Raw genomic sequence first — 12,866 nt, forward strand, 5'->3', positions numbered from 1 at the left:
GGAGGTCCGACCCATGCGGTCATCCTCGTACCCCGTCATGCCCGAAGCCCCCGCCGGCTCCGCCCGGCGGACCGGCAGGGCCGTGCTCGTCCTGGCCCTGACCGCCGCGCTGGCGACGGCCGTACCCGCTGCCGGGGCCCAGGCCACGGCCACCACCACAGCCACGGTCACAGTCCCGGCCGTGGCCCCGGCGACGCCCGTCGCGCGGAAGCCGTTCATGGGCTGGACGAGCTGGAGCATGCAGTCCTCGAAGTACCCCGGGCTCAATCCGGACGGCGACTACAGCTACCTCACCGAGGCGAACGTCCTGAAGCAGGCGGACGCCATGGCGTCCAAGCTCAAGCCGTACGGCTACGAGTACGTCAACATCGACGCCGGCTGGTGGCGTCAGAACGACTGGACGCCCGAGTTCGACGGGTACGCCCGCCAGAGCCCCGACCCGGTCCGCTTCCCGCAGGGTATGAAGCCGGTCGCCGACCACATCCACCGCAAGGGCCTCAAGGCGGGCATCTACCTCCCCGTCGGCCTGGAGAAGGAGGCGTACGGCGCGGGCGCGGTGCCCATCTGGAACGCGGCCGGCTGCACCACCGCCGACATCGTCTACCCGGACCTGCGCACCACCAACGGCTGGGACAGCGCGTACAAGATCGACTTCACGCGTCCGTGCGCCCAGAAGTACGTCGACTCACAGGCCCGGACGCTCGCCGACTGGGGCTACGACTTCCTCAAGCTCGACGGCGTCGGCCCCGGCTCCTTCAAGAGCGGTGACCAGTACGACAACGTCGCCGACGTCGCCGCCTGGCAGCAGGCGATCGCCGCCACCGGCCGTCCGATCCACCTGGAACTCTCCTGGTCGCTCGACATCGGCCACGCCGCCGACTGGAAGCAGTACTCCCAGGGATGGCGGATCGACACCGACGTCGAGTGCTACTGCAACACCCTCGTCAGCTGGGAGAACTCCGTCGACGACCGGTTCGACGACGCCCCGGCGTGGAGCCGCAAGGCCGGTCCCGGCGGCTGGAACGACCTCGACGCCATCGATGTCGGCAACGGACAGATGGACGGGCTCACCCGGGCCGAACGGCAGAGCTACGTGACGCTGTGGGCCATCTCCAAGTCGCCGCTCTTCACCGGTGACGACCTCACCCGGCTCGACGACTACGGGCTCTCCCTGCTGACCAACAGCGAGGTCATCGCCGTCGACCAGGGCGCCACCCCGGTCGCACGGCCGGTCACCCCCTCCGGCGACCAGCAGGTCTGGGGCGCGAAGAACCCCGACGGCAGCTACACCGTCGCCCTGTTCAACCTCGGCGACGCGCCCGCCTCCGTGACCGCCGACTGGGCCTCCTTCGGCTTCGCCGGCAAGGCCAAGGTCCGCGACCTGTGGAATCACGAGAACCTCGGCGCCTACCAGGACAAGGTGACCCAGGCACTGCCCGCCCACGGCTCACGCCTGTTCACCGTCACGCCCGGCGGAACGACGGCCAGGACGACGAGTTACGAGGCCGAGTCGCCGGCCAACACCCTCAGCGGCAACGCGTCGGTGAACGGCTGCGACGCGTGCTCGGGCGGCCGGAAGGTCGGCAATCTGTACGACGGCGGGAAGGTCCAGTTCAACAACGTCACGGTGAAGAAGGCCGGCGTCTACACCGTCAACGTCAGCTACGTCAGCGGTGACGCCCGCGTGGCGCTGGTCTCCGCCAACGGCAACGGCGCCACCGGTCTGACGTTCCCCTCCACCGGGGACTGGGGCACCGCCGAGACCGTCAGCGTCCCCGTCACCCTCAAGGCGGGCGCCAACACCCTCACCTTCGACAGCGGTTCCTCCTACGCCCCCGACATCGACAAGATCGACGTGCCGAGGACCTGACCCGCCGCCCGCGCCGTCCCCCACCGGATATGGAGTGCACCGTGGACATCCCGCACACCGCGACACCGCAACACCGCCCCAGCCGCCGGGGCTTCCTCGCTCTCGCCGCCGCCGGAGCCGTCACCACCTTCGGCGCCCTGCCCCCTTTCACCGCCTCCGCGGCCCCACGCCGTCCCACCGAGTCGCCGATGCTGTCCGGGGTGGCGAAGAACGAACTGTGGTGGGGGGCGCCCGGCTCCGACGGCTCGATGATCGAGCAGGGGCTGCCGGTCGGTAACGGGCGCCTCGGCGCGCTCGTGAGCAACGACCCCGGCCGCGAACTGCTGACGCTCACCGACGTGACCCTGTGGACCGGCGGGAGCAACGACACGCTCGACGCCGACGGTCAGTTCCCCTACGGCCGGGACGACTTCGGCTCCTTCACCCTGCTCGCGAAGCTGACCGTCGACATCCCCGACCACGACCTGTCGGCCGTCTCCGGCTACCGCCGTGCCCTCGACCTCAGCCAGGGCCTGGTCACGACCTCGTACGTCAGATCGGGCGTCACCTACCAGCGCAAGATCTTCGCCAGCAAGCCCGACGACGCGATCGTCCTGCACTTCTCCCAGAAGGGCGGCGGCCACTACACCGGCACCGTCTCGCTCGACGGCACCCACGGCGAGACCACCACCACGAACAGCTCCGGCCGGTACGCGTCCTTCGGCGCCGCGTTCCCGGGCGGCCTGCGGTACGGGGCGGCCGTCACGGCGTACAGCACGACCGGGAAGGTCACCGTCGACGGAACGCGGATCGCCTTCACCGGCTGCCAGGACCTCACCGTGGTGGTGAGCGGCGGCACCAACTACGCGCCCGACGCGGCCGCCGGCTATCTCGACCCTTCCCTCGACCCGCGGCGGCTGGCCAGCACCAAGGTCCTCGACGCCGCCGGTCACCGGGCCGACACCCTGCTGCACACCCATGTCGCCGACTACCGCGACGTGTACGAGCGGATGGACATCTCCCTCGGCACGTCCACCCCCACCCAGCGCGGTCTGGACACCTGGGAACGGCTGCGGGCGCGCGCCAGGGACGGTGAGCCCGACCCCGAACTCGAAGCTTCCTACCTCCAGTTCGGCCGCTACCTCATGATCTCCGGCTCCCGGGGCAGTCTGCCGCTCAACCTCCAGGGTCTCTGGCTGGACGGCAACGACCCCGACTGGATGGGCGACTACCACACCGACATCAACATCCAGATGAACTACTGGATGGCCGACCGGGCGGGCCTGTCCGACTGCTTCGACGCCTTCGCCGACTACTGCGTGGCCCAGCTTCCCTCCTGGACCGATCTCACCCACCGGCTCTTCAACGACCCGCGCAACCGGTACCGCAACTCCTCCGGCGACATCGCCGGCTGGGCCGTGGCCTTCTCCACCAACATCTACGGGGGGAGCGGCTGGTGGTGGCATCCCGCCGGCAACGCCTGGCTCTGCCACTCCCTGTGGGAACACTACGAGTACACCCAGGAGCGGGAGTACCTCGCCAAGATCTACCCGCTCCTCAAGGGCGCCTGCGAGTTCTGGGAGGCCCGGCTCATCACCACGACCGTCACCGACCCGGCGACCGGCGTCCCGCGCGAGGTGCTGATCGCGGACAGCGACTGGTCGCCCGAGCACGGCCCGCAGGACGCCAAGGGCAACACCTACGCCCAGGAGGTGGTCCGGGCCCTCTTCGGCAACTACCGGACGGCGTGCGCCGTACTGGGCAAGGACACCGCGTACAGCGAGCGGATCGACTCCCTCCGCGAGCGTCTCTATCTGCCCGTGGTCAGCCCGACGACGGGCTGGCTGGAGGAGTGGATGTCTCCCGACAACCTCGGCGAGACCACCCACCGGCACCTCTCCCCGCTCATCGGGCTCTTCCCCGGGGACAGGATCCGGCCGGACGACTCCACCCCGAAGGAACTGCTCGACGGGGCGACCGCCCTGCTCACCGCCCGTGGCATGGACAGCTTCGGCTGGGCGAACGCCTGGCGGAGCCTGTGCTGGGCCCGGCTCAAGGACGCGGAGAAGGCCTACCAGCTCGTCGTCAACAACCTGAAGCCGTCCAGCAACGGCAGCAACGGCACCGCGATGAACCTGTTCGACATCTACGAGACCGAACCGGGGCGGGGCATCTTCCAGATCGACGCCAACTTCGGCACCCCCGCCGCCATGATCGAGATGCTGGTCTACTCCCGCCCCGGCCACGTCGAGCTGCTGCCGGCCCTGCCCGCCGCCTGGGCGCGGTCCGGCTCGGTGACGGGCGTGGGCGTACGCGGCGGCTTCGTCGTCGACCTCCGCTGGCGGAACGGCAAGGTCGACGAGGCGCGGCTGCGCAGCGTCGGCGGCCGTTCCACCACGGTGGCGTCCGGGGGGAAGTCCCGGACGGTCACCCTCAAGCCGGGCGGCTCCGTCACCCTCCGGGACCTGGGATGAGGGGCGCTGGCGTACGGCTGAGAGGCGGGGGAGTACGGCTGCGGAGCGCGGGCGTACGAGTGGGGGGCGCGGGCGTACGACACGCCCACCGTGCCCGCGCCGCCGCGATCGTCTCCGCACTGATCGTCGCGCTCTGCGGGCCCCTGACCACCACCCACGCGGCGCAGGCGCGGACACACCCCCAGGAGGCGACCGTGACGGAGCGCGAGGGGGCGGGCCCGGCGCGGCACACCGTGGTCACCTGGGGTGCGAGCGCGGACCGCCAGGGCGAGGGCCCGGCCGATCGCAGCTACCGGCTCGTCGTCCGTACCAGCGTCGGCGGCAGCGACATGCGGATCCGGCTGTCCAACGCCTTCGGCGACCACCCGGTGACCTTCGCGAGCGCCTACGCGGGACTGCGTGAACAGGGCGCGCGGCTCGTCCGTGGCAGCAACCGGCGGCTCAGCTTCGGCGGCGCCGGATCCGTCACGGTCCCGGCCGGCGACACCGTCCTGAGCGACCCGCTGCCCGGGAATCTCCCCGCCGGGAGCGATCTGGTCGTCAGCCTGTACGTGACCGGCGCCCAGGGGCCGACGACCGGTCACGGCATGGCCATGCAGACGTCCTACGCGGCTGCCGGGGACCACGCGGGCGAGGAGGGCGCCGCCAACTGGACCGACCCGATGAGCTCCTGGTACTGGCTGGACGCGGTCAGCGTGGAGACCGCCCCGGACATCGGCGCCGTGGTCGCCCTCGGCGACTCCATCACCGACGGCTGGCAGTCGAGCACCGACCTGAACCGCCGGTGGCCCGACTACCTCGCCCGCCGCCTCCGGAACGCGCGTGACCTCACCGTGAAGGGGGTCGCCAACGAGGGGATCTCCGGGAACAAGGTCCTGGCGGACGGCGCGGGACAGAGCGCGCTCGGCAGGCTGGAGCGCGATGTGCTCTCCCAGCCGGGCGTCCGTACGGTGTTCCTCTTCGAGGGCATCAACGACATCAAGGCGCACACCGGGGTCACGGTGGACGACATGATCGCCGGTTACCGGGAGATCATCGACCGGGCACACGCGGCGGGCCTCTGCGTCGTCGGCGCGACCGTGATGCCGTTCAAGGGCTGGTCCGAGTACGACGCCCCCGCCGAGGCCGTACGCCAGGGTGTCAACGACTTCATCAGGAACGGCGGCGAGCTCGACGGGGTGACGGACTTCGACAAGATCGTCCGGAGCCCGTACGACCACGAGCTGCTGCTGCCCTTCTTCGACGGAGGCGATCACCTGCACCCGAACGACAAGGGCATGCAGGCGATGGCCGACGCGGTCGACCTGCCGTCCCTGGAGTGCTCCCGCACCGCCCGATGAGCCGGACGCCGGGGGCGGAGACCTGCCGTGCCGCCCCCGGCGCCGGGCCAACACGTCATCCAAGAGGCGGAGTTGCCGTGTGGCAGACTGCGCCTTCTCCCCGCCTCGCACGTGTGCATCGGAGTTCTTCATGACGCCAGGCACGCCCAAGCCCCAGGTCGACACCAGCAAGCCGCACCCGGCCCGTATCTACGACTATCTCCTGGGCGGCAAGGACAACTACGACGTCGACCGGCAGGTGGGGGAGCGGCTGGCGGACGACGCGAAGCGCGGCGCCGTACAGAACCGCGCGTTCATGCGGCGCGCGGTCGACTGGGTGGCCCGCAGCGGTGTCGACCAGTTCCTCGACATCGGTACCGGTATCCCCACCGAGCCGAATCTCCACCAGGTCGTCCAGCGGACCGAGCCGAAGGCCCGGGTCGTGTACGCGGACAACGACCCCATCGTGCTGCGGCACGCCGAGGCCCTGCTGATCAGCACGCCGGAAGGCGCCACCGACTACGTCCAGGCCGACGTACGCGAGCCGCGGCTGATCCTCGAACACGCCCGCACGCTGCTGGACTTCACCAGGCCCGTCGCGGTCTCCCTCGTCGCCCTCATGCATTTCATCCCTGACGAGGGCGACCCGTACGGCATCGTCCGCACCCTCGTCGGCGCCCTGTCCCCCGGCAGCTACCTCGTTCTCTCGCACGGCACCGAGGACTTCCTCGACGAGGAGCATCGGGTCGAGGTCGCGGGGAAGTACCGGACGAGCGGGATCACGCTGCGGACCCGTACCCGCTCCGAGATCGAGCGCTTCTTCGACGGGCTCGGCCTCGTGGATCCCGGACTGGTGCCGGCACCCCGGTGGTACAAGGACACACCCGCGCCCACGGACGAGCCGACCATCATCTATGGCGGGGTCGCGCTCGTCCCGTAAAAACCGGCGGCGAACGACGAGGAGGGCCCGGACCCCACGGTCCTGGCCCTCCTCGCGCGCGGTGCCTCATCGGTCGCGTACCGCCACCGCCGCGCAGTACCCCCCGGGCACCCGCACATCCGTCACCGTCCAGCCGGGCAGGGCGGCGCTGACCGGCCCCGTCCCGACGTAGGCGGTGTGCGGGGAACCGGAGAGGCCGATCCCCAGGCCCTTGAGATAGGCCTCCTTGCGGGTCCAGACCCGGGTGAACGCGGGAGGCCGCTCGGCGGGCGGGAGCGTGGCCAGTTCCGCGGCCTCCAGGGGATGCAGGACGTCGGCCGCCTCGACGATCGTCCGCGGGGAGGGGAACGCCTCGACGTCGACACCCACCGGGGCCGCCGCGAAGGCCAGCAGACTCAGGTCACCGCAGTGCGACAGCGAGAAATGCAGCGAGGCACCCGGCACCACCGGCCGGCCGTGCGGCTCCTGGCAGCCGGGGCACGGGGCCCGGCTGATGGAGACCGCACGCGGCGGCAGACCGAGGTACGCCCCGAGCAGGCGGCGCAGCGCCACGTGTGCGCAGACGTAGGTGTCACGGTCGGCGGAGTGCAGGAACTCCGCCGCGCGGGCCAGCTCCCGCACGTCGAGCGTGTCGGGGGCCTGGCTCGCGGCCGCCTGGTGGTGTTCGGCGGCGTCCACGAGCCAGACCTGCGGCGCGTCGGCCGGGAACGGCGGCGGGGACAGGTCGGTCCACCCGGTGCCGAGCGCGATCGGCAGGTGAACGCCGGGGGAGGAGGACGGACTCCTTGAGGGGGCGGGGGACAGCGGACGGGTCATGCCAACCTCACACGGACGCGGGGGCAGGGGACGGCTCGGAGACGGCGGCCTTCTCGGTACGGACCGGCCCGGACCCCTCGCCACCGGCGGGCTCGTCCGTACCGGCGCGCTCACCGGTCGCGGCCTCGTCGTCGGCCGCCGGCTCGTCCGCGAGCGACGGGTGACGCAGCGCCATGAAGGCGGACAGCGGGGAGATGAGCGCCACCACACCGCACAGCATCCAGGTGGCCTGGATGCCGAGCGCCAGCGACAGGCTGCTGAAGACGGCGATGGAGATGGGGCCCGTACCGATGCCCGCCAGGGCCAGCGTCGACATCGCCGCGCCCATCTTGGAGTCCGGCGCCGACTGCTGATAGACCGTCACGATGGCCGGGCCGTTGAAGCCGGACAGCAGGCCCACCAGGCAGCTGACCACCGAGAGCGTCACCACGGACGGCATCACGGCCATCACCAGGATGCCGACCGCGATCCCGGCGCCGGTCACCACCAGGCGGACGAACAGGGAGATCCGGTGGGCGAGCATGGCACCGAGCGCGCTGGACCCGAGGGCGCCCGCACTGAACGCGGCGATGACCACGCCGACCGCCCCGACGCCCCAGCCACGCTCCGAGACCAGCAGCGGAAGGGCGACCTCGACGGGCCAGCCGAACGCCAGGTCGAGGCAGAAGGAGGCGATGAACATCCAGCGCAGCCGCGGATTCCGCGCGAGCAGCCGGAACCCGTCGGCGGAGCGCTTGACCAGGGGCGTGCCGGGCTCGTGACGCGGTCGGCTCATGCCCTGGGTCACGTACAGCAGGCAGGCGAGCCAGATCCCGCTGGTGATGGAGGCGACCAGCAGCGCGTGCCACAGGTGGCCCACGGCGATCAGCCAGGCACCGACCGGGGCCCCCACGATGGGGGCGACCCGCAGCACCATCGCGTAGAGGGAGTTGGCCCTGGAGAGGTGCTCACGCTTGGCGAACTGCGGCATCAGCCCACTCGACGCCGGGCCGCCGAGACCGAGCAGCACCCCGTCGAGCACGGCGATCACGGCCAGCTGCCAGAGGTGTTCCGCGACGAAGACGACCGCGGTGCCCGCCACCAGCACGACGACCCGGGCCGCCGTGGTGCGCAGCAGCACGAAGCGCGGGCCCAGGACGTCGGCGACAGCGCCGCCGAAGATCAGCATCAGCGCCCGGGGGAGCGTCGCGGCGAGCATCAGCGCGCTGACGGCGCCCGTGCCGCCGAGCTGGACAGCGGTCCAGTTCATGGCGATGAGCAGGACGAAACTGCCGCCCTGCGCCATGGCCTGACCGCCCACGAGCGCGCTGACCTTGCCCCACTGGACCACCGGCTCCGCTGAGGCGCCGGCCTGGGGTGTCGTATCCATCGGAATACCTGCTTCTGTGAGAGCGAAGGGTGAGAAGACAGAGGCTGAGAAGGGGAGCGGGGGAGCGGGGGACGAAGAGGAGCGGGAACGGGAACGGGGAACGGGAACGGGGAACGGGAACGGGGAAGGCGGCCGGGCTCAGGGGCGGCCCGGACGCGGTTCTGCGGGGAAGGACGGGCCGTGCCGTGCGGCCCGGCCGGTTCCGTCCCCGGGCCGCCAGGTGAACAGCCGCAGCGGTCCCGCGGGCGCCCCCGTGGTGGCGAGCGCGGCCACGAAGCCCCGCGGAGCGGGCAGATCGCGCAGGTGCCAGCGCACCCCGTGGTACGCGCCGCCACCGACAACAGGACCCGGGGACAGCACGGGCAGCCGCAGCCCGTCCAGGAGCCGGCCGCCCACCGCCTTGACGCAGGCCTCCTTGCGCGACAGCAGCTGGTGGTAGACCGTCCGGCCGCCCGCGTGACCGGCGGCCGTGCGCGCGGCCACGCGGGCCGCCTCGTCGGCGGGCAGGAACCGGGCCGCGAGCGCGGCGGCGGGAGTCGTCGTCCCGACCCGCTCCAGGTCGACGCCCACCGCCGAGGTGCGTGAGACGGCGAGCAGAGCGTGGGCGCCGGACCGGCTCACGTTCCACCGCCAGGCGCGGTGCTCGCCCTGGAAGACCGGTTTGCCGTGCGGGCCCGCCACCCAGCGCAGGGTGTGCCCGGGCACCCCGAGGTAGCCACCGAGAAGCGCGCGCGTCACCGCGTGCGCCGTGGTGAACCGCCGCGCCGCCACCGGATCGCGGAAGTCCCGGGCCCTGCGCCGCTCCACCGGGTCGAGGTCACCGGCCGCCGGCCCCGGGCCGCGCCCCGCGTCCAGCCCGATCAGCCAGACATCCGTGCCGGGCGGGGGGCCGTCCGGCAGGGCCGCCGCGCGGGCGCCGTCCGTCGCGGCGGCCGGCCGCGCGGCCTCACGCGGCGAGGTCATCGGACAGCCGTCCGTGCAGATAGCCCTGGGCCAGCCCGAGCCGCTGGATGTTGCTGGTGCCCTCCATGAATTCGAAGGCCCGGGCGTCGCGGACCCACTTGTCCAGCAACGGGTGCTCCCAGCGGGCCCCGGGACCGAAGGCCCGGGCCGCGGCCGTCGTGATGTCCTCCGCCAGCCGGGTGGCGCCGAGCTTGGCGGCCGAGGCGAGGGTGCCGTCGGACGGGTCCCGGTCGGCCGCACACGCCGAGGCCAGCACCATGGCCCGTACTCCGGCGAGGCGGCCGGCGAACTCACCGAACTCACCGAACGCGCCGTCCCGCCGGGCGAGCACGTCACGGCGGTGGAGCGCCACGTAGTCGTACGCGGCCTGGGCGACACCCAGCGCCAGGCAGGCCACCACCGGCCGGTACCGGTTGAAGGTCCGGGTCGCCGCCCACATGCCCTGCCGGGTCGCGCTGCGGTGGCGCCCGAGCACGTCCTCCTCGGCCACCGGGACCCGGCGCATCCGCAGCTCGCCGAGTTGCAGGGCGCGCAGGCCGATGGTGTCCAGGGGGACCCCGGAGAAGCCGGGACGCCCCGTGTCCAGCAGTACGGCGACCACACCGAGCGGTCCCGTCCTGCGCCGCGCGAAGACGACGCCGATCCCGGCGCGCGCCCCGTTGCCGACGAACCGCTTGGTGCCGTTCAGCACCAGACCGCTCCCGCCGCCGTCGTGGGCCGGGCCGTCCGGGGTGAGCGTGGTGGTCATCCCGGCGGGGTCCGAGCCGTGCGCCGGTTCGGTCATCCCGAAGAACGTCCAGACCGGTCCCTCGGCCAGCCGGCGGTAGTAGCGGTCCAGCTGCTCCGCGTCGCCGAGCTCGGTCAGCACGAATCCGGACATCGCCGGACCCGGCAGGCCGAGCGCGATCCCGGCGTCCGCCCGGGCCAACTCCTCCCAGACCACAACCTGTTCGATACACCGGTCCAGATGGACGGGGTGGCCGTCCACCCGCAGTGGGTCGGGGTTGTACGCGGCCGGCAGACCGGCGAATCGCTGCCAGGGCAGCTCCGTGCCGAGCAGGCCCGGCAGCCGCCCCGGGTCGGCGTCCACGGCGAGGGAGACCTCGCGCAGCACGGCGGCCTGTTCCCGGGTGACAGCCCGCAGCCGGCCGAGGAAACCGGCGTCGTCCGTGTCGTTGGTGGGAGAGGTGGTCATGGCGACTCCTGGTCGTGAACCGGCGCGTAGACGTCGGCGAGCAGTTCCGAGGCGCGTACGGTGCTGCCCGGGCCACCGGTCAGGAACCCGGCCGCGCCGAACAGGTGCAGGCAGGTCCGGCCGGAGGCGTCGAGGGCCCGGTGGGACCGGCGTACAGCGGCCTGGTCAGGACCGGTGGCGAGCAGGGCCCGGACCTCCGCGACGCCGCTCGCGGCGTCCGCGACCAGGCCCCGGACCATCGGCAGCCCCAGGGTGTTGGCGCCCTGGACGGTGCGGGTGTGCAGATGATCGGCCGCCTGCCGCAGCAGCCGGTCCGCGACACCGAGCCGGACCGCGAGGATCCCGGCCCCCCAGTGATCGTCCGGGCCGGGCCCGGCCCCCGTGATCCGCAGCGCGACCAGCTCTCCGGCGGCGCTCTCCGGCCCGGCCGCGACCCGGCCCAACTCCGCTTCCCCGTAGTCCTTTCCGGTCCTGAGATCGCGCTGTCGCGGCCCCTCAGGGGTGGTGACATGGTCGCACCCCGCCACCAGCTCCGGGGGCAGCAGCACATGGCCGCCCGGCCCGGCGGGCAGCGTCCTCGTCCCCAGCTCCGCGTGCAGCAGCAGCAATCCGGCCGCCAGGCCCTGGTCGTACGCCACCGAGGTGACGCGGCCCAGATCCGGCCCGGCCGTGCTGTCCGCCGGTGCCACCCGGGCCGTCGCCGGGGCTGCCGGTGCCGCCGGGGCGCTCATCGGACCAGCTCCGCGTGCCGGCGCCGGCCGTTTCCGCCACGGTCGGTGCTGTCCGCCGCCGCGATGGTCAGCGACACATCGCAGACGTACGGCAGGACCGGGTCCCGGTCGGTGACCAGCACCTGACCCGCCGGCAGGTCGCCCGTGGCGAGCAGCCGGGCCAGCGCCATCCAGAGCCCGGTGACCGGCAGTCCCGGCTCGGCGCGGACCAGCCGGACCCCCGGGGCCGCTTCCAGGTCCCCGAGGCCGGGCCCCGCGAGCACCGTGTGCACCGGCTCGGGCTCGGCGGCCCGCGCCGTGGCGGATCCCGCCCAGCGCGGGGCGGCCGTTCCACCCGCTCGCGGACCGGTCACCGTGATGCCGGCCCGGCCCAGCGCGGGCCCGGTCCCCGACCCGAGCAGCAACGCCACCGCGGCGTCGCGCCCGGGCCGGACCACCGCGGGCCCCGGTGCCAGCGTGCTCTGCTCCAACAGCAGGACCAGCGCCCGGCGGCAGGCCCCGGTGGCCAGCTGCGCGGCGGCGATCCGCAGGGCCGTGAACGGACCCGCCGCGCCCTGCTCGGACACCCCGACGGCCAGCGGGTCGTTGCCCGTGCGCGCGGCCAGCACCGCGCCCGGCAGGCTCTCGTGCCGGCAGTCAGGACCGGCGGCGACGGTGATCACCAGGTCCACCTCGGACAGAGCGGCGGACCCGAGGGACCGGCACACCGCGTGGGCCATGTCGTGGTAGCTGACGGCGGGCGCCGAGTCCAGCCAGCCGAAGTCCGTGTCCGGGCCGGTCAGCGCCTGCCAGTGAGCCCGGTACGCCGCCAGGTCGGCCGGATCGGTGGAGCGGTCGGCGGCGGTGAAGACGAACGGAATCACGCGTTCGAGGCGGGGTCCGGCCGGTGCGGCCGGACCGCTCTGCTCCCCGGTTCTTCGCAGGACGGGCACCGGTCACCGGATCTCTGCGACGTAACCGACCAGGGAGCCCACGCTCTCCAGGTGGTGCTGCTCCAGGCTGTCCGGGTCGACCTCCAGGTCGAGACCGTCCTCCAGCTCCATCAGCAGGCTGAGCACGCTGGTGGAGTCGAGGTTCAGGTCGTCGAAGAGACGGGTCTCCTCGGTGACGCCGGTCAGCTCCTGTCCCAGCACCTCGGAGAGGGCGGCGACGACAGCGGTGACGAGCTCGGCGCGCTCGGTGTTCTCGGCGACGGTGGTCATGGTGAACT

Annotated in this window: 11 protein-coding genes; 4 read left to right on the top strand and 7 right to left on the bottom strand. The window is 72.7% G+C overall.

What is annotated here, in order from left to right; genetic code table 11:
- The first annotated feature begins 13 nt into the window (after positions 1–13).
- The 4 genes from ACIBAE_RS27465 to ACIBAE_RS27480 all read left to right on the top strand — a co-directional run bounded on the left by ACIBAE_RS27465 (position 14) and on the right by ACIBAE_RS27480 (position 6,582).
- On the top strand, positions 14–1,870 hold the full coding sequence (locus ACIBAE_RS27465; RefSeq protein ID WP_399290434.1) for an alpha-galactosidase D: 1,857 nt from the start codon (positions 14–16) through the stop codon (positions 1,868–1,870).
- 29 nt (positions 1,871–1,899) lie between these two features.
- Entirely contained in the window at positions 1,900–4,323 is a 2,424-nt protein-coding gene (locus ACIBAE_RS27470) for a glycosyl hydrolase family 95 catalytic domain-containing protein (RefSeq protein ID WP_399290436.1), read from the top strand.
- Positions 4,320–5,663: an SGNH/GDSL hydrolase family protein gene (locus tag ACIBAE_RS27475; protein ID WP_399290438.1), complete on the top strand. Its 1,344-nt coding sequence runs from the start codon at positions 4,320–4,322 to the stop codon at positions 5,661–5,663. Before ACIBAE_RS27470 ends, ACIBAE_RS27475 begins: the two co-directional genes overlap by 4 nt.
- A 130-nt stretch (positions 5,664–5,793) precedes the next feature.
- A complete protein-coding gene (locus ACIBAE_RS27480; RefSeq protein WP_399290440.1) occupies positions 5,794–6,582 on the top strand; it encodes an SAM-dependent methyltransferase in 789 nt (262 codons plus the stop codon).
- Between the two features lie 66 nt (positions 6,583–6,648).
- On the opposite strand, the gene ACIBAE_RS27485 is transcribed toward ACIBAE_RS27480, so the two are convergent.
- The 7 genes from ACIBAE_RS27485 to ACIBAE_RS27515 all read right to left on the bottom strand — a co-directional run bounded on the left by ACIBAE_RS27485 (position 6,649) and on the right by ACIBAE_RS27515 (position 12,858).
- A complete protein-coding gene (locus tag ACIBAE_RS27485; protein WP_399290442.1) occupies positions 6,649–7,398 on the bottom strand; it encodes a 4'-phosphopantetheinyl transferase family protein in 750 nt (249 codons plus the stop codon).
- Positions 7,399–7,405: 7 nt separating this feature from the next.
- Positions 7,406–8,767, bottom strand: coding sequence for an MFS transporter (locus ACIBAE_RS27490; protein WP_399290444.1), 1,362 nt, complete (start codon positions 8,765–8,767; stop codon positions 7,406–7,408).
- A 138-nt stretch (positions 8,768–8,905) separates the two neighbouring features.
- Complete coding sequence (locus tag ACIBAE_RS27495; RefSeq protein ID WP_399290445.1) at positions 8,906–9,730, bottom strand: 4'-phosphopantetheinyl transferase family protein; 825 nt, start codon at positions 9,728–9,730, stop codon at positions 8,906–8,908.
- Positions 9,714–10,925: an acyl-CoA dehydrogenase family protein gene (locus ACIBAE_RS27500; RefSeq protein WP_399290447.1), complete on the bottom strand. Its 1,212-nt coding sequence runs from the start codon at positions 10,923–10,925 to the stop codon at positions 9,714–9,716. Before ACIBAE_RS27500 ends, ACIBAE_RS27495 begins: the two co-directional genes overlap by 17 nt.
- Complete coding sequence (locus ACIBAE_RS27505; protein ID WP_399290449.1) at positions 10,922–11,656, bottom strand: hypothetical protein; 735 nt, start codon at positions 11,654–11,656, stop codon at positions 10,922–10,924. The genes ACIBAE_RS27500 and ACIBAE_RS27505 overlap by 4 nt, the downstream gene beginning before the upstream one ends.
- Positions 11,653–12,519 (bottom strand): hypothetical protein, encoded by an 867-nt coding sequence (locus ACIBAE_RS27510; protein ID WP_399290451.1) that lies wholly within the window; start codon positions 12,517–12,519, stop codon positions 11,653–11,655. Before ACIBAE_RS27510 ends, ACIBAE_RS27505 begins: the two co-directional genes overlap by 4 nt.
- Positions 12,520–12,591: 72 nt before the next feature.
- The gene (locus tag ACIBAE_RS27515; RefSeq protein ID WP_399290453.1) at positions 12,592–12,858 is read right to left on the bottom strand and encodes an acyl carrier protein; all 267 of its coding nucleotides are present in this window, start codon (positions 12,856–12,858) and stop codon (positions 12,592–12,594) included.
- Positions 12,859–12,866: the final 8 nt, after the last annotated feature.

The sequence above is a fragment of the Streptomyces sp. NPDC051569 genome (genome assembly GCF_044454085.1).
Taxonomy (GTDB): Bacteria; Actinomycetota; Actinomycetes; order Streptomycetales; family Streptomycetaceae; genus Streptomyces.